The following is a 17,413-nucleotide window of genomic DNA, read 5'->3' on the forward strand; positions in this document are numbered from 1 at the left end:
GACCCCTGATAACGCTGGCCTGGCGATTAGCCAGGCTTGAGCAACATGAAGAGTCCGTCATGTTTGCAGGGCAATTCCTGCACCAATGCTACGCTCGCAAAAACACCGTCACGGAATCCCACCATGGACATGAACTGGCATCAGGCCTTGCAGGAGAGCCTGCGCTGGCTGGCAATCGCCTCATCGATCACCTTGGTCTGCTTCACCATCACCGCCCTGCTGGCGGTGCGCTATACCCGTTGGGGCGCGCAGTTCTGGCAATTGGCCGGCCCTTATTTCAGTTGGCGGCGCAGCTGGCGGCCACTGCTGGCCTTCGCCTTGTTGCTGGTGCTGACGCTGTTCTCGGTACGTCTGAACGTGCTGTTCTCGTTCTGGTACAACGGCTTCTACAGTGCCTTGCAGGCCCTCGATCAGACCGCGTTCTGGTACCTGCTTGGCGTGTTCGCGGTGCTGGCGACCATTCATGTCCTGCGCTCGCTGTTCACCTTCTACGTCACCCAGGCCTTCAATATCCGCTGGCGGGTGTGGCTCACCGAGCGCCTGACCGCCGACTGGATGCATGGCGATGCCTACTACCGTGGGCAGTTTCTCGCCGAGCCGGTGGACAACCCCGACCAGCGTATCGAACTGGATGTGAACGCCTTCGTCACCGGTTCCGTGTCGCTGGCGCTGGGGGCGGTCAGCGCGCTGGTGTCGCTGGTGGCCTTCACCGGCATCCTCTGGGGGCTGTCGGCGCCGCTGACCGTGGCGGGTATCGAGGTACCACGGGCCATGGTGTTCGCGGTGTACGTCTATGTGCTGATCGCCACCTGGATCGCCTTCCGCCTCGGCCAGCCGCTGATTCGCCTGAATTTCCTCAACGAAAAGTTCACCGCCAACTTCCGCTACGCATTGATGCGCCTGCGCGAGAACGCCGAGAACATCGCCTTCTACCAGGGCGCGCAGGTGGAGCGGGGCACCTTGCTGGGCCGGTTCTTCACCTTGATCGGCAATGCCTGGGCGCTGGTGTTCCGAAACCTCAAGTTCAGCGGCTTCAACCTCGGCGTCAGCCAGGTCGCCGTGGTGTTCCCGTTCATTCTCCAGGCGCCACGCTTCTTCAGCGGCGCGATCAAGCTGGGCGATGTGATGCAGACCGCCCAGGCGTTTGGCCAGGTGCAGGACTCGCTGTCGTTCTTCCGTGAGTCCTACGACACCTTCGCCCAGTACCGCGCCACCCTCGACCGTCTGACCGGCTTCCTCGATGCCAACCAGCAGGCCGGTGCCTTGCCACGGGTGACCACCGTCGAGCAGGCCCATGCCCTGGACATCCAGGGGCTGCAGGTGCTGCGCCCGGATGGGCATGCACTGATCGCCGACCTGCACCTCAACCTGCGGGCCGGCCAGGCGCTGCTGATCAAGGGGCCGTCGGGCAGTGGCAAGACCACCTTGTTGCGTGCCTTGGCCGGGCTCTGGCCCTATGCCGAAGGCGAGGTGCGGCGACCGCTGGGGCAGCAGGCGTTGTTCCTCGCCCAGCGCCCATACCTGCCCCTGGGCGACCTGCGCACCGCCATTGCCTACCCGGCCGATGGCCTGCCGGCGGACGACGGGCGTATGCGCCAGGCGCTGGAGCAGGTCAACCTGGCGCACCTGGTCGAACGGCTTGGTGAGGCGCGCGATTGGTCGCGCATCCTGTCGATCGGTGAGCAGCAGCGGCTGGCTTTTGCCCGGGTATTGTTCAACCGGCCGCAGGTGGTGTTCCTCGACGAGTCCACCTCGGCCATGGACGAAGGGCTGGAGCATGCGCTGTATGGCCTGCTGCGCCGGGAAATGCCGGGCAGCCTGCTGGTCAGTGTCGGCCATCGTGGCACGCTGGCGGGGTTCCATTCCCATCGCCTGGAAGTGGACGGGCAGGGGGGCTGGTCGCTGCTGGAGCAGCAAGCGGTTCAAGCACCCGCCTGATTCGTCAGCCAGGCTACAAATGCCGTAGGAGCCAGCCTTGCCGGCAAGGCGCCTGCGGCGGTGTCAGCGGGTTAGCCACAGCCCGGCCAGCGTGACCAATGCGAACACGGCGCCAGCCATGAACGTCGCCTGGTAGCCCAACCCATCCCACAGCCCGCCCGCCAGCACGCTGGCCACCAGCAGCGCCACCCCGGTCAGCAGGTTGAACACCCCGAACGCCGTCCCGCGCAGGTGCGCCGGGGCATGATCGGCGATCAGCGCGGCGAAAACGCCCTGGCTGAAGCCCAGGTGCAGCCCCCACAAGCCGACACCCAGGGCCAGGCCTGCCCAGCCCGGCAGCAGCGCCAGGGCCAGGTCGGCCAGGACCAGCAAGCCCAGCCCGGTCATCAGCACGCCACGCCGGCCGACTCGGTCCGACAGCGCCCCGGCGGGGTAGGCCGACAGCGAGAACGCCAGTGACATCACCACCAGCACCCCGGGTGCCCACAACGCCGGTAATCCCAGGGCCTGGCCGCGCAGCAGCAGGAACGCCTCGCTGAAGCGCGCCAGGGTGAACAAGGTGGCCAGCAGCACCAGCCGCCAATAGGCGGGGCCCAGGTTCGCCAGTTCGCGTAGCGCCAGGGGCGCGTGCGGCCGGCTTGCGGCGCTGCCAGCGGGCTCGCGAACGAACACCAGCAGCACGTACACGGCCAGGAGCGCCGGGATCACTGCAGCCCAGAACACTGTCTGGAAATGGCTGGCGGTCAGCCACATCAGCAGGATCGCCAGCAGCGGGCCGATGAACGCGCCCACGGTATCCAGCGCCTGGCGCAGGCCAAAGGCCGCGCCGCGCAGTTCGGTCGGAGTGATGTCGGCGATCAGCGCATCCCGCGGTGCGCCACGGATGCCTTTGCCGATGCGGTCGACGAAGCGCGCGGCGGTCAGCCATTCCAGGCCGGAGGCCAGCGGGAACACCGGCTTGCTCACGGCGGCCAGGCCGTAGCCGACCGCCGTGAGCAACTTGCGCTGGCCCAGGCGGTCGCTGAGGGCGCCGGAAAACACCTTGGTGATCGACGCCGTGGCTTCGGCGATGCCTTCGATCAGGCCCACCGCCAGCACCGAGGTACCCAGCACGCCGACCATGTACAGCGGCAGCAGGGCGTGGATCATTTCCGAGGAAATGTCCATGAGCATCGAGACGAAGCCCAAGGCCCAGACGCTACGGGGGATGGCGTGATGGTTGGGCATGCTGCTCTCGAGGATGGCGTCGCCTTCACTGTAGCCGATGCCGCCCTCGAGCCAGGCACTCCTACAGGGCCTGGGTAAAGGCTGAAGCCAAAAGTCAGGACTTGAACCGCCCGACCAACCCATTCAGCTCGTCCGACAACAGCGCCAGCCTGCCGGAATCGGCCTGGGCCGAACTGGCCAGCCCCTCCACCAGCCGCGCCTCGTCGTAGATTTGCTGGATATGCCGGTTGATCTCCTCGGCCACGCTGTGCTGTTCCTCGGCGGCGGCGGAAATCTGCAGGTTCTGGTCGCGAATCTCGTTCACCGACAGCTGGATGCCCTCGAAGCTGTCCCGCGCACTTGCGATCGAGGTCACGCTGGCCCGCGACAGGTCCAGGCAGCTTTCCATCTTCTGCGAGACTTCCTGGGTCTTGTCGCCCAGGGTGTTGAGCAGCTGGTCGATCTCGCCGGTGGAGTCGGCGGTGCGCTTGGCCAGCGCGCGCACCTCGTCGGCCACCACGGCGAATCCACGGCCCTGGTCGCCGGCCCGCGCCGCCTCGATGGCGGCATTGAGCGCCAGCAGGTTGGTCTGCTCGGCGATGGCGCGGATGGTGCCGAGGATCTGGTTGATGCTGCGGCTGCCTTCCTCCAGCTCGACCATCGCCTGGGACGACTCGCTCAGGCGCCGGCCCAGGCGATTGACGTTGTCGGTGGTCGCTTCGATCTGCTGCTTGCCTTCGGCGACCCGGCGATGGCCGTGCTCGGCGGCATCCGCCGCGCTGCTGCACGAGCGCGCCACCTCGTTGGCGGTGGCGACCATCTGGTTGAACGCGGTGGACACCAGCTCCACCGCCTCACGTTGGCGCCCGGCGGCTTCGTTCATGTCGCCGGCCATCGCACTGTTGCTGCGCGAGGCCTCGTGCAGGTTGGTCGAGGCCGCGCCGATACGCTGGATCAGTTGGCGAATGGCGGCGAGGAACTTGTTGAACCAGCCGGCCAGCTCAGCGGTTTCGTCCTTGCCCTGCACCTGCAGGTCGCGGCGCAGGTCGCCTTCGCCCTCGGCGATCGATTGCAGGCCGATGCTGACCTGGCCGATGGGCCTGACGATGACCCGCGAGAACGCCGCCGCCACCAGGGCGAACAGCAGCGCCAGCACCACCACGATCAGTGCGGTGACATAGGTCATGCGGGTGGCGGCGGCCATCACTTCGTCGTACTCGATCAGGCCGACGAAGCGCCAGCCCAGGCCTGGCGAGGTCCACACGTTGGCCATGTAGCGCTTGCCGTCGATCGTCACCTCGGTAGCGCCCTGGGCGGTCGCCGCCAGTTGCGCGTAGGGCGCGCCGAGGTCCTTGAGCTGCTTGAAGCCGTGGCTGGCATCGCGCGGGTCGACCAGCACGGTGCCGTTCTCGATCAGCATCACGTAGCCGCTGTCGCCGAGCTTGATGCTCTTGACCAGCTCGGTGAGGTTCTTCAGCGACACGCTGACCACGAACACCCCCTTGGCCTTGCCGCTGGCATCGAGCAGCGCCCGGGCGGTGCCGACCAGCGCCACGTCGTCCTTGTCGTAGTAATAGGCGGCGGTGCGCACGGTCTTGTCGGGGCTGGCCATCGCGTCCTTGTACCAGGGGCGGGTGCGTGGGTCGTACTTGGCCAGTTGCGGGTCGTCCGGCCACTTGGCGTAGCTGCCGTCTTCCAGGCCGATGGAGAGGATCGCCGCCGCCGGGTGGGTGCTGCCATAGCGGGCGAAGGCGTCGATGACGTGCCGCGCCGCCGCCGGCATGGGCTGGCTGGCGGCATCGGCGCCGGTGTAGTCCTTGAGCGAGGTTACTTCGGTGTAGAGCGGGTCCTTGGCCATCTGGTCGACGTTCTGCAAGGTGCCCTCGAAGAACTGGCGCATGTTGCCGTCGATCTGGCGGATCTCCCGGGTGCTGCCATCGAGGAATTGCTCCACCGCCTCGTTGCGGATGTTCAGCACCGAGATGCCGCCGACCAGTGCCACCGGGATGAAGGCCACCAGCACGAAGGCCAGGACCAGTTTGTTTTTTATTTTCATCGTAACGCCCAATCCGTGAGGGGGAAGGTGCGCGCGGCCGCTTCGATTCGATGCTGGCCAAGCGCCATCTTTCTGTTGCGGCGGGCGGAATATATACCTTTTGCCAAGGACTTGTGTACAAGCCGACGCGGGGATTGTCTCGAGCCATCTGCGGCGGTGCCAGCATCGGGGTCAGCGACAATGGCTTCGGCCTGAGCATTTTCGCCAATGCCAACCAAGGCAGCGGCAAGGAGAAGGGCAACGGCACCACCTGGAACGAAACCACCCTGGATGCCGGGAACCAGGCCAGCTTGCTCAGCGGGCGGGATACCACGCTCAAGGGCGCGCAGGTCAACGGCGACAAGGTGGTCGCCGACGTTGGCCGTGACCTGACGCTGCAGAGCCTGCAGGACAGCGACGACTACAAGTCCAAGCAGAGCAACGTCAGCGGTGGCGCGAGCGTCACCATCATTGGCGCCGGTGGAGCCAGCGGCAACCTCCGCGTCAGCCAGAGCAAGCTCGACTCCACCTACAAGAGCGTGCAGGAGCAGACCGGGCTGTTCGCCGGCAAGGGCGGTTACCAGGTCGAGGTGGGCAAGCACACCCAGCTTGACGGCAGCGTCATCGCCAGCACCGCCGAGGCCGACAAGAACCGCCTGAGCACCGGCACCCTGGGCTGGAGCGATATCAAGAACAAGGCCGAGTTCAAGAGCCAGATGGCCAGCGCCAGCATCAGCGGTGGCAACAACGGCTCGAGCGGCTTCACCAGCAACATGCCGACCGGCACGCTGATCGCCTTCAACCACAGTGGCAGCGCCAGCGGCACCACCGCCTCGGCGGTGTCCGAAGGCACCCTGGAGATCCGCGATCCGGGCCAGCAGAAGCAGGACGTGGCGACCCTGAGCCATGACGTGGAGCATGCCAACGACAGCATCAGCCCGATCTTCGACAAGGAGAAAGAGCAGCGGCGTCTGCAGCAGGTGCAGTTGATCGCGGATATCGGCAACCAGGTGTCGGACATCGTGCGCACCCAGGGCCAGCTCAAGGCCAAGGAGGAAGGTCGTGCCGAGCTGAAGGCGCGTGGGGTCGAGGAGCCGGGGAAAGGCGCGAGCCAAGAGGCGGTACAGGAGTACCAGAAAAAGCTGGCGGGTACCGATGCTTACCAGAGGATCATGGGTAAGTACGGTACCAGTGGTGATTACCAGCGTGTAACCCAGGCCGTTACAGCGGCCTTGCAGGGACTGGCCGGGGGAAATATCGGCTCGGCACTGGCTGGAGCCTCGGCGCCGTACCTGGCGCAAGTGATCAAGAAGTCCACCGGAGACAACACGGCGCTCAATGTCATGGCCCATGCGGTGCTGGGGGCTGTGGTGGCCCAGGCGCAGGGTAACTCGGCGGCGGCGGGTGCGGCGGGTGCCGCAGGTGGAGAAGTGGCTGCTCGTCTGATTGCCCAGCAGTTGTATGGCACCACCGATGGCAATGCCCTGAGTGAGGAGCAGAAACAGACCATTTCGGCCCTGTCGACGTTGGCCGCTGGGCTGTCCGGGGGGCTGGTGGAGGGCAACAGTGCGGGTGCTGTGGCGGGCGCGGGGGCGGGCCGCAACGCTGTTGAGAACAACTTGTTGGCGAACAAGTACGGTGTCGAGCGATTGGATGCGACCAGCCGTGCGCTGTACGAGAAGCTCAAGGCCGATGGTATTGGCAGCATTGACGATTTGCAGGAGCGGTACGAGGGCTGCGCGGGAGAGCAGGTGTGCCAGCGCGGGGTTCGCGACGAGTACAGGCAACGGGAACAAGAGGCCGGACAAAAGCTCGCTGAGATGTATGAAAGCGGAAGGTTGAGCCGGGACGAATACAACACGCTGGTGGCCGACTACGCCATTGCCATGCTGGATGGCATCAAGGAAGGGCAACGCCAGGGGCTGGGTTCAGACGACCTCAACATCTATTCACTGTCGGGCGCTGATTGGACTCCCATGGGGGTTGCTGCAAACCCTTCTGTGCGTGCGATCAGGTCTGCTGAGCGGATCGCCGAATGGCTTCGCGAAGGTGCCAGTGGCGAAGAAATCAAGATCCGCGCCCAGCAGGATGGTTTGGTCGGGTCGACGCTGTCACCGGTAGATGTGCAAGGCGTCGTCAAGATGATCGATGATGGCGCTGGGTGGAAGGATGTTCTAAAGTTTGGCGTGTTGGCGGTTTATGGAAGGGCTACAAATGGTGCAAAAGCAACCACACAGCGGTTGCCAAGCAGTTTGCCGGAGAATCTTACGGGTTATGCAAACCCGGCAGATATAAGGTTCACTCAGAATAGTGTGTCGAATACCTTTAAAGATGGACAATCTCTCCAGTCAACAATTAACGGGTTGAAATCTGGAAAAATATTGCCCGATGACTTGCCGCCAATTCGTGTTTTTGAAAAGGACGGTGTAATTTACAGCTTGGACAATCGTCGTCTGATGGCTGCTTCTCAGGCTGGTGTACCAGTGAAAATTGTTCCCGCCACTCAGGCCGAGGTAGCCAAAGAAGCTTGGAAAATGACTACCCCAAACGGTGGTACAATTATTTGTGTTAGAGGTTCTTGCCAGTGACTATAAGTAGAGATATTGACTCTGTAGAGAGTAAAGAGGATTTTGCGGATTTTCTGGCCGCCTTACGGAATGACCTAATAGAAAATCCGGATGACTGGGAAAACCAAACCCTAGATAGATTTTTAGATGGCATGGAATCTTGGGTTAGAGTGATCGACGCATACTCTCGGAACGCTGGGGACGTGGAAGTACTTTCTCCAAGCTGGAAAACTTTCGCAAAAATACTCTCTGCTGCAAAAGTGTATGAATAAAGTCAGTTCTGATTGTTCGAGATTGATTTAATTGTTGCAAAAGGCGCAGACAATGCAGCAACTTATGCTGCTGATGATATTCGCTTCTCGCAGAATTCTGTTTCGTTCAACAAGACAGATCGGGTCTCTGGCACGAATTACACCTACGACGATTTAGTCCAGAGCATGAAAACCAATGGCTGGAAAGGTGACCCGGTTGATGTGTTGAAAATGCATGATGGCAAGCTGACTAGTATGGAAAACACGCGTAAGCGCTCCATGAACCCCACATTCAAAGCACTTACCTGATCCCCGATGCTGTGCTCCCGATTTCTTTCTGGAGCTCGCCGACCATGATGCGACCCGACGCCAAAGTCGAAAAAGTGTACCTCTACCCCAAGCCCGTCGACTTTCGAAAGTCCATCGATGGCCTGGCCGCTCTGGTCGAACTCGATATCAAGGTGGCGGTGTTCGACCCGGTGCTTTTCGTCTTCCTCAACAAGCCGCGCAACCGCGTGAAGATCGTGTATTGGGAACGCAACGGCTTCTGCCTCTGGCTCAAACGCTTGGAGTCCGAACGTTTCAAAACCTCGCCCGATGTCACTGACGAAGCCATCGTCCTGACCGTTCAGGAACTGAACTGGCTACTCGACGGCTTCGACCTCTGGCGCAACCGTCCGCATCAGGTTTTGACGCCTCGATTCGTCGCCTGATTCGGTATAATCCGCGGCATGATTTCCATGCCCGAAAACCTTCCTGACGATCCTGTTCTGCTCAAGCAACTGCTTGAGCAGATGATCAACGAGCGCGCGTCCGACAAGGGCAAGATCGTTCATCTCGAAGAGGAAGTTGCGCTGTTGCGCCAGCGCCTGTTCGGGCGCAAGACCGAGCAGACAAGCGATGCGGCGACGCCGCAATTGCCGCTCTTCGACGAAGCGGAAAGCCTGGCCGAACCCGTGGATGAGGCTGGCGACGAAGAAATCGTTGCGCCGACCAAACGCCGTGGCAAGCGCAAGCCGCTGCCAGCTGATTTGCCGCGTATCGAAGTTGTCCACGAACTGCCCGAGCATGAACTGATTTGCACGTGCGGCTGCCGCAAACATGCCATTGGTGAAGAAGTCAGCGAACAGCTTGAAATCGTCCCGATGCAGATTCGCGTCATCAAGCATGTCCGCAAGGTGTACGGTTGCCGCGATTGCGAATCAGCGCCCGTAACCGCGGACAAACCCGCCCAGGTGATCGAGAAAAGCATGGCCAGCCCGAGTGTGCTGGCCATGCTGCTGACCACCAAATACGTAGACGGCTTACCGCTTCATCGCTTCGAAAAAGTGCTGGGGCGTCACGGTATCGATATCCCACGCCAAACCCTGGCACGCTGGGTGATTCAATGCAGCGAGCACTTTCAGCCGCTGCTGAATCTAATGCGCGAAAACCTGATGCACAGCCGGATCATCCACTGTGATGAAACCCGTGTGCAGATGTTGAAAGAGCCGGGTCGTGAGTCCAGCAGCCAATCCTGGATGTGGGTACAAACCGGCGGCCCGCCTGATCGGCCAGTGATCCTCTTCGACTACGCCACCAGCCGAGCGCAGGAGGTGCCCGTGCGCCTGCTAGATGGTTATCGCGGCTATGTCATGACCGACGACTACACCGGTTACAACGCGCTGGCCGCACAAGACGGCGTAGAGCGGTTGGGCTGCTGGGCACACGCACGCCGCAAGTTCGTCGAAGCGCAGAAAGTGCAGCCCAAGGGTAAAACCGGGCGCGCAGATATCGCCCTGAATTTGATCAACAAGCTGTACGGCATTGAGCGCGACCTTAAGGATGGCAGCGATGAAGATCGCAAGCTTGCCCGCCAAGCGCGCAGCCAACCGGTGCTGGCTCAATTGAAAACCTGGACAGAGAAAACGCAGCCCCAGTTCACGACCCAGAATGCGTTGGGTAAAGCCATCGGCTATCTGGCCAGTAACTGGAGCAAGTTGGAACGCTACGTCGAGCAGGGTGACTTGCCGATCGACAATAATGCCGCAGAGCGTGCGATCCGCCCGTTTGTCATTGGCAGAAAGAACTGGTTGTTCAGTGACACGCCCAGAGGGGCGACGGCCAGTGCGCAACTTTACAGCTTGGTCGAGACAGCCAAAGCCAACGGCAAAGAGCCTTATGCGTGGCTGCGCCACGCACTGGAACGCCTGCCGCAGGCGTCCTCAGTGGAAGACTACGAAGCGCTGTTGCCATGGAATTGCACACCTCAAATACATAGCTGAGGGCTCTGCCCATCTTGGGCTAGGTGGGGTTTATGGAGCGCTTACCAAGGACCATGGACGCATGCTGGCGCTGTTTTCCCGTTTGTTGCTCCACGCACTCGCCTGCGTGGTGTTTCCCTATCTGCTCGCGCTGGGCTTCGACCTGTATCGCCAGCATGTCGGCCCACCACTGGCCCGTGGTGTCGGCGTGGGCCTGGCCACGATGCTGGTGTTCTACACCTTCGTGTTCTTCAACCTGCTGATGGTGGCGATCCCCCGCCTGGCGATCCGGTGGGCGTTGACGGGCCTGCTGGCGCTGCTGGTGCTGGTCTACTTCAACCCCCATCACCCCGTGCGCGCCCTGGGCTTTACCGCAGTCTGCGTGGCGCTATGCGCAGCGGCGATCCTGCTGACGGGGCCGCTGACGGCCTTGTTGCGGGTGGCGCTCAACCGCTGGAGGCGGGCAGGGCGCAACCTGTAAATTTCGTAAATAAGATTTAAATGCAGATGAGAATATCTATATTTACCATCCCTGACGGTTCCCCAGGCCCTGCCTGAGCAACCGGTGGGCGAGGGGCCTGCCGGTTCGGGGGCCTGCCATACGCCCACGCTTTCAGGAGATGTACCGATGCAACCGACCACCTCACCCCAGCGCCTGGCCCTGGCGCTGATGACCCTGGCTTCACCGTCCCTGGCCCTGGCGGCCGTGGAGGTCGAGGACAAACGCAGTGGCGCGCTGGTGATCGAGGACACCCTGGTCACCGCCGAACGCGAGGCGCGCCAGGCGCTGGGTTCGTCGATCATCACCGCCGAGGACATCCAGCGCCGGCCGCCGGCCAACGACCTGTCCGACATCATCCGCCGCGAGCCCGGGGTCAACCTCACCGGCAACAGCGCCAGCGGCGCGCGGGGCAACAACCGGCAGATCGACCTGCGCGGCATGGGCCCGGAAAACACCCTGATCCTTATCGATGGCAAGCCTTCGAGCGCGCGCAATGCCGTGCGCTACGGCTGGAACGGCGACCGCGACACCCGTGGCGAAACCAACTGGGTGCCGGCCGAGGCGGTCGAGCGCATCGAGATCCTGCGCGGCCCGGCGGCGGCGCGCTACGGCTCCGGCGCCATGGGCGGGGTGGTCAACATCATCACCAAGCGCCCCACCGAGGAGCTCAAGGGCAGCCTCAACCTGTACACGCAAATGCCCGAGGACAGCGCCGAGGGCGCCAGCCGCCGGGCCAACTTCAACCTGGGCGGTGGGCTGACCGACAACCTCGGGTTTCGTGTCTATGGCGGCCTGGCCAAGACCGACGCCGACGACCTGGACATCAACGCCAAGCACGCCAACAGTGCCTTGGTCGCTGGCCGTGAAGGGGTGCGCAACAAGGACATCAACGGCCTGCTGAGCTGGAAGCTCAACGACGAGCATCGCCTTGAGGTCAGCGCCGGCTACAGCCGCCAGGGCAATATCTACGCGGGCGACACCATGAACAGCAACGGCGGCGGCAATCCCGAGCTGATCTCCAGCCTGTATGGTCACGAAACCAACGTGATGCAGCGCAACACCTACGACCTGACCCACCTGGGCGACTTCGCCTGGGGCACCAGCAAGACCGTGCTGGCCTACGAGTACGTGCGCAACTGGCGCCTCAACGAAGGCCTGGCTGGCGGCCCGGAAGGTTCGATCAACGGCACCGGCGCGGCGCTGTCGCGGCTGCGCAACACGCGCCTGAGCAGCGAGGTCAACCTGCCGTTTGCCCTGGGCAGCACCGAGCATGTGCTGACCCTGGGGGGCGAGTACCTCTACGAAACCCTCAACGACCAGGGCTCGTTCCGCCCGCAGAGCTTCGACCCCAGCGGCTCCGGCAACAATGCCATCGTCGGTTTCAACCGCGCCGACAGCAAGATGAACGCCCGCAGCCACGCGCTGTTCGTCGAAGACAACATCATCGTCGGCGACACCACCATCACCCCGGGCCTGCGCTTCGACCACCACGACACCTTCGGCGACAACTTCAGCCCGAGCCTGAACCTGGCGCACCGGCTCAGCGAGCAGTGGACGCTCAAGGGTGGCATCGCCCGCGCCTACAAGACGCCCAACCTGTACCAGGCCAACCCCAACTACCTGCTCTACAGCCGGGGCAATGGTTGCAGCGTGCAGCAGGCCAACTCGGGTGGCTGCTACCTGCAGGGCAACGCCGACCTCAAGCCGGAGATCAGCGTCAATAAAGAGATCGGCCTGGCCTATGACCAGGGTGACTGGCGTGCCAGCGCGACGTACTTTCGCAACGACTACCAGAACAAGGTCATCGGCGACACCGATGTGCTTTACACCATCAACAGTGGCCGCCGCGTGACCCAGTGGGAAAACGCCGGCAAGGCGCGGGTCGAAGGGATCGAGGGCAACCTGTTCGTCGAACTGAGCCCGAGCCTGGACTGGAACACCAACCTGACCTGGATGCTCGACAACGACAACCGCGAAACCGGCGAGCCGTTGTCGGTGATCCCGCAGTACACGGTCAACACCAGCCTCGACTGGCAGGCCACCGACAAGCTGTCGCTGCAGGTGGCGGGCACCTGGTACGGCAAGCAGAAATCGCCGACCTACAACTACCGCACCCAGGAGAAGTACGACAGCCAGGCGCAGCAGGATGTCGAGGCTTACGGGCTGGTGGACGTCAGCGCCGGCTACCGCTTCAACGCCACCTACGATGTGCGCCTGGGTGTGAACAACGTGTTCGACAAGCAGATCATGCGTGGCGGCAACGCCAGCAGCTCGGGGGCCAACACCTACAACCAGCCGGGCCGGGCGCTGTTCGCGGCGTTGAACATCTCGTTCTGAGGCCTATGGCTGAGCTCTGCAAGCCCCCTGTGGGAGCGGGTTCACCCGCGAACACCGGCGCAGCCGGTGCCAGGCACCGCGTTGCCTGGTTCGCCAGCAAGCCTGGCTCCTCCAGGGGGCGAGCATGGCCGAGCTCTGCACGATCCCTGTGGGAGCGGGTTCACCCGCGAACACCGGCGTAGCCGGTGCCATACACTGCGTTGCCTGCTTCGCCAGCAAGATCGACTCCTACAGAAGCAGGTTCACCCGCGAAGCAGCCGCAAAACAAGCAAGCTGCCTGCCTGACGCCCTGCTGGTCGATCAACTTCAGGCCCGTGCCGGATTGCCATGCAGGGCCTTGACCTCGGCCTCGGCCCCCGGCAACCACTGCGGTGCGATGCCGAAGGTCTGGAACACATTGCGGGTGCGCAGTGTGTAGTGCTCGGTGCCGGTCAGGTGGTTGATGATGCTGGCGCTGCGGAAGGCGCCCATGGCCAGGTCGGGCGCGCCGACGCCGTGGGAGTGGATCTCGGCGTTCTGCACGTAGATCCGCCCCTTGATGTGCGCCGAGGTCTTGAGGGTGTAGTCGCGGTTGACCGCGGCATGGCCCTTGCTATCGAACTCCAGCCATTGCTCGAGGCTGCGCAGAAATGACGGGAACACATAGTCGTAACCGGTGGCCAGCACCAGTGCATCGGTGTCGAAACCGAAGCGCTTGTGCATGTCCAGCTGGCGACAATGCAGCGACAGACGTTGGCCGTCGCTGTCGATATGCTCAAGCTCGGTGCGCGACTGCACCACCACCGGCAAGGCTTGCTCGATCGACTGCATGTACAGGCAGTCGTAGATGTCCTTGATGGTGTCCAGGGAGATGCCCTTGTACCACAGGCTTTGCCCTTGCAGGGCCGCGAGCCGGCTGTGCTCGGGCAGGGCGTGGAAGTGCTCGGCGTAGTCCGGGGAAAAGTGCTCGGAACCGAGCTTGGAATACTCCATGGCGATGAACCCCCGGCTGCGCGACAGCCAGTTCAGCGCATAGCCGTGGCGCGGCCGCTCGCGCAGCAGGTCGAGGAAGATCTCCGCTGCGCTTTGCCCACTGCCGACGATGGTGATATCGCGGCGGGTCTGCAGTGCCTGCTTGTTCTGCAGGTAGGCGCTGGAGTGGATGCAGTTGCCCTGGCCCATCGCCGCGTTGGCCATTGCCGGCCAGGTCGGTTCGGTGCCGACCCCCAGCACCAGGTTACGGCCCCGGTAGGTCAGCTGCTGCTGGCTGGCCTGGTCGAGCACGCTCAGGTGGAAAATGTCGTCGATCACTTCCAGCGCCACCACCCGGGACGAGAAGCGGATGTTGTCCATCTGCTCGCTGACCCATTGGCAGTACCGGTTGTACTCGGCCCGTGGCGCGTAGAAGCTCTCGTAGGAGCAGAACTGGTGCAGCCGGCCTTGCTCGTGCAGGTAGTTCAGGTAGGTGTAGCGGCTGCGCGGTTCGACCATGGTCACCAGGTCGGCGGTGAACGGCACTTGCAGGGTCGCGTCGTCGATCAGCATGCCGGCATGCCACTCGAAGCGCGGCTTGGCTTCGAAGAACAGGCTGTCGACCTGGTCCAGTGGCTGCAGCAAGGCGCAGAGCCCGAGGTTGAACGGGCCGACGCCCACCCCGAGCAGATCGTAGATGCGATCAGTTGAATGTTTCACGTTGGAGTTTCCATGCCCTGGCTGCCGCTGGCAGCCGTATTCCTTGAACTGAACCGCGCCGCTAGGGCGGGTGCCTCAGTCGTTCAACATCTGGTGGTAGGTGATGAAGTCCTGTTCGGCCTGGTAACCCAGCGATTCGTACAGGGCTTGCGCCGCTGTGTTGCTGCGCGCGGTGTCCAGGCTCAGGCGCTGGGCGCCTTCGGCCTTGAAGGTGGCGGTGAGGTGGTTCATCAGTGTCCGCGCGTGGCCGCCGCGGCGGGCGTGGGGCGCCACGAACAGGTCGTACAGCCAGTAGAAGCGCTTCATCGCCAGCGAGCAGGTCGCCGGGTACAGCTGGGCGAAGGCGATGGCCTGGTAGTTGTCGTCCAGCAGCAGGAAGATCCGCGAGTTGCCGGTTTCCAGGTTGTTTTGCAGAAACGCCCGGGCGGTCGGCAGGTCGTCGGCCTCTTCGTAGAACATGCGGTACTGGTTGAACAGGTCCGCGGCGGCATCGAGGTGTTGCAGTTCACAGGCAATGATGTGCATGGCTGGGTCTCGTCTTCAGTGGATCTGGCCGATTTCGATCTGGACGTTGTTGATGTCGCGGAAGAAGAACGCCCGGTACCCTTCCAACTCGCGGGCGGTGTAGGGCTGCTCGGTGGTGGGGGTGATGCCCATGGCCTTGACCCGCGCGAACACCTCGTCGATGTTGTCGACCATGAACGCCAGGTGGATGCCACCGGAGTCGTTGTGCTGGGAAATGATATGACGGCCCTTGGAGCTGTGATGCTCGATCAGCTCGAAGTCGCGCTGGCCGATGCGCACCATGCACGAGGTGTAGTCCGGCTGGTGCACGTTGATGACCTGGCCCACGCCGTCGCCGCTGATGCGCACTGCCTCTTCGTAGATTTCCACGGTGGTCAGCTGGCGGTAGAAGGCCAGGGTTTCCTCGATGTTCAGGACGGTGAGGCCTACGTGGTTGAGTGTTTCAAGCATGATTACTGGCTCCGGCTTTCAAGGGTGTGGGTAAGGAACGCAAGGGTGGGGGTTTCGAGGAAGTCGATGAAGTCGACCAGCTCGCCGAACTCGGTTTCCACCGCGGACAACAGGTGCATGATGTTGATCGACGAGCCGCCCAAGGCGCGGAAGTCCGACGCCGGGCTCAGCGAGGCCAGCGGCACGTGCAATTCGGTGGCCCAGAGCTCGGCCAGGCGCGCGAAGGTGTCGCCGTGGTCTTCGCTGCCAGCCTGCGCTTGCGCGGCCGGAACCTGAGCGGGCAACTGGCCCAAATCGACCTTGCCGTTGGGCTTGTAGGGCATGGCTGTCAGGCGCACCACCTGCTGGGGCACCTTGTAGTCCGGCAAGTGCTGGCCCAGCAGGTCGCGTACCTGCTGGCTGCTCAGGGGCGCTGGGGCGACGATATAGGCCACCAGCCCGGCCTGCGGGTCGGCGGTCACCGCCACTTCCTGGTAGCCCAGGCGCAACAGCGCCGCTTCGATTTCTTCCAGCTCGATGCGATAGCCGCGCACTTTCACCTGGCGGTCGAGGCGGCCGAGGAAGTGGATATCGCCCTGGGCGCTGCGTTGCACCAGGTCACCGCTGCGGTACAGCCGCGAGGCGTCCAGGGCCGGCAGGCTGATGAAGCGCTCGGCACTGGTGGCTGGGTCATCCAGGTAACCGGCGGCCAGGGCCAGGCCGGCGATATGCAGCTCGCCCTGTTCGGCCGGGCGCTGCTGTTCGTCGAGCACGTACAGGCGCACGCCACGGATCGCCTGGCCAATGTTCTGCGCGGCGGTGTCGGCGCTCATGCGCTTGCAACTGACCAGCACCGTGGCCTCGGTCGGGCCATAGAGGTTGTACAGGCGTCGGCCCTGCGACCAAGCCTCGATGGCGCGCGGATGGCAGGCTTCGCCGCCGGTCAGCACGGTGCCCAGGCTGGGGAAGCGGCTGGGGTCGAAGATGGTCAGCAGCGGCGGCGGCAGGAACGCCTGGGTGACGCCGTGGCGGGCACAGAAGCTAGCCAGTGCGGCTTCGGACATCCGCTCTTCGTCACTGGCGATGCACAAGGCGGCGCCGCTGAGCAGGGTAGGGAAGATGTCCAGCACCGAGGCATCGAAGTTGATGGTCGAGTATTGCAGCACCCGCGCGCCCGGGCCGAGGTCGAAGGCGTCGATGGCCCAGTCGACCAGGTTGAGCAGGCTCAGTTGGCTGACGCTGACGCCTTTCGGGCGCCCGGTGGAGCCCGAGGTGAAGATGGTGTAGGCGTTGTCGCTGGCAATCGTCGCCGCGGGCGCAGGGGCCGGGAGGTCGGCCTGGTCTTGGGCGTGCAGCCACTGCGGGGTCAGCACCAGCGCGCAGCGGCAGCGCTCGCGCAATTGCTGGCGGCTGTCCGCGTTCAAGGCCGGGTCGATCGGCACATAGCTGGCGCCGCTGCTGAGGATGGCCAGGATCGCCACGTAGAGGTCGATGCCTTTGCCCAGCGACAGGCCGATCTTGTCGGTGGGCGCGATGGCCCGCCCAAGCTCGCGGGCAACCTCGCGCTGCAACAGCGCGGCCATGGCATCGACCCGCGCGAGCAACCCGGCATAGTCGAGTTGGCCGTCAGCGGCGATCAGCGCGGGCATGTGCGGGTGACGCTGGGCGCTGGCGTGGAAGCGTTGGATAACGGTATTCATCGGGGCATT

Annotated in this window: 14 protein-coding genes and 1 pseudogene; 8 read left to right on the forward strand and 7 right to left on the reverse strand. The window is 63.4% G+C overall.

What is annotated here, in order from left to right:
• The first annotated feature begins 123 nt into the window (after window positions 1–123).
• Window positions 124–1,938, forward strand: a complete 1,815-nt coding sequence (locus HU772_RS08545) for an ABC transporter ATP-binding protein/permease (protein ID WP_186659890.1) — start codon at window positions 124–126, stop codon at window positions 1,936–1,938.
• Between the two features lie 63 nt (window positions 1,939–2,001).
• Here the strand turns inward: HU772_RS08545 and HU772_RS08550 are convergent, their stop codons facing one another.
• The 3 genes and pseudogenes from HU772_RS08550 to HU772_RS25230 form a co-directional block, all read right to left on the reverse strand.
• Window positions 2,002–3,165, reverse strand: coding sequence for an MFS transporter (locus HU772_RS08550; RefSeq protein ID WP_186659892.1), 1,164 nt, complete (start codon window positions 3,163–3,165; stop codon window positions 2,002–2,004).
• Between the two features lie 94 nt (window positions 3,166–3,259).
• Window positions 3,260–4,039, reverse strand: a complete 780-nt coding sequence (locus tag HU772_RS25225; RefSeq protein ID WP_437182430.1) for a methyl-accepting chemotaxis protein — start codon at window positions 4,037–4,039, stop codon at window positions 3,260–3,262.
• A gap of 123 nt (window positions 4,040–4,162) precedes the next feature.
• Window positions 4,163–5,200, reverse strand: a pseudogene (locus HU772_RS25230) (cache domain-containing protein); the annotation flags it as partial.
• A 50-nt stretch (window positions 5,201–5,250) separates the two neighbouring features.
• On the opposite strand from HU772_RS25230, the gene HU772_RS08560 reads away from it, so the two are divergent.
• The 7 genes from HU772_RS08560 (at window position 5,251) to HU772_RS08585 (ending at window position 13,079) form a co-directional block, all read left to right on the forward strand.
• Window positions 5,251–7,767, forward strand: a complete 2,517-nt coding sequence (locus HU772_RS08560; protein ID WP_186659897.1) for a hemagglutinin repeat-containing protein — start codon at window positions 5,251–5,253, stop codon at window positions 7,765–7,767.
• On the forward strand, window positions 7,764–8,018 hold the full coding sequence (locus tag HU772_RS25235) for a DUF7660 family protein (RefSeq protein ID WP_437182418.1): 255 nt from the start codon (window positions 7,764–7,766) through the stop codon (window positions 8,016–8,018). The genes HU772_RS08560 and HU772_RS25235 overlap by 4 nt, the downstream gene beginning before the upstream one ends.
• Window positions 8,019–8,030: 12 nt before the next feature.
• A complete protein-coding gene (locus HU772_RS08565; RefSeq protein ID WP_186659898.1) occupies window positions 8,031–8,306 on the forward strand; it encodes a hypothetical protein in 276 nt (91 codons plus the stop codon).
• Window positions 8,307–8,350: 44 nt separating this feature from the next.
• A complete protein-coding gene (gene tnpB, locus HU772_RS08570; RefSeq protein ID WP_225923113.1) occupies window positions 8,351–8,710 on the forward strand; it encodes an IS66 family insertion sequence element accessory protein TnpB in 360 nt (119 codons plus the stop codon).
• Window positions 8,711–8,728: 18 nt separating this feature from the next.
• Window positions 8,729–10,261: an IS66 family transposase gene (gene tnpC / locus HU772_RS08575; protein ID WP_186659900.1), complete on the forward strand. Its 1,533-nt coding sequence runs from the start codon at window positions 8,729–8,731 to the stop codon at window positions 10,259–10,261.
• Between the two features lie 61 nt (window positions 10,262–10,322).
• Window positions 10,323–10,721, forward strand: coding sequence for a hypothetical protein (locus HU772_RS08580; RefSeq protein WP_186659902.1), 399 nt, complete (start codon window positions 10,323–10,325; stop codon window positions 10,719–10,721).
• Between the two features lie 147 nt (window positions 10,722–10,868).
• Window positions 10,869–13,079, forward strand: coding sequence for a TonB-dependent siderophore receptor (locus HU772_RS08585; RefSeq protein WP_186659904.1), 2,211 nt, complete (start codon window positions 10,869–10,871; stop codon window positions 13,077–13,079).
• A 306-nt stretch (window positions 13,080–13,385) separates the two neighbouring features.
• Here the strand turns inward: HU772_RS08585 and HU772_RS08590 are convergent, their stop codons facing one another.
• From HU772_RS08590 to HU772_RS08605, 4 genes are all read right to left on the reverse strand, one after another.
• Window positions 13,386–14,750 carry a lysine N(6)-hydroxylase/L-ornithine N(5)-oxygenase family protein gene (locus tag HU772_RS08590; RefSeq protein ID WP_186659906.1) on the reverse strand — a complete coding sequence of 455 codons (1,365 nt, stop codon included), beginning with the start codon at window positions 14,748–14,750 and terminating at the stop codon, window positions 13,386–13,388.
• A gap of 75 nt (window positions 14,751–14,825) precedes the next feature.
• Window positions 14,826–15,275, reverse strand: a complete 450-nt coding sequence (locus HU772_RS08595; RefSeq protein WP_186659907.1) for a GNAT family N-acetyltransferase — start codon at window positions 15,273–15,275, stop codon at window positions 14,826–14,828.
• Window positions 15,276–15,290: 15 nt separating this feature from the next.
• Window positions 15,291–15,725 carry a VOC family protein gene (locus HU772_RS08600; protein ID WP_134690131.1) on the reverse strand — a complete coding sequence of 145 codons (435 nt, stop codon included), beginning with the start codon at window positions 15,723–15,725 and terminating at the stop codon, window positions 15,291–15,293.
• Window positions 15,726–15,727: 2 nt separating this feature from the next.
• On the reverse strand, window positions 15,728–17,404 hold the full coding sequence (locus HU772_RS08605) for a non-ribosomal peptide synthetase (protein ID WP_186659909.1): 1,677 nt from the start codon (window positions 17,402–17,404) through the stop codon (window positions 15,728–15,730).
• Window positions 17,405–17,413: the final 9 nt, after the last annotated feature.

The sequence above is a fragment of the Pseudomonas xantholysinigenes genome, from assembly GCF_014268885.2.
GTDB classification, from domain to species: domain Bacteria; phylum Pseudomonadota; class Gammaproteobacteria; order Pseudomonadales; family Pseudomonadaceae; genus Aquipseudomonas; species Aquipseudomonas xantholysinigenes.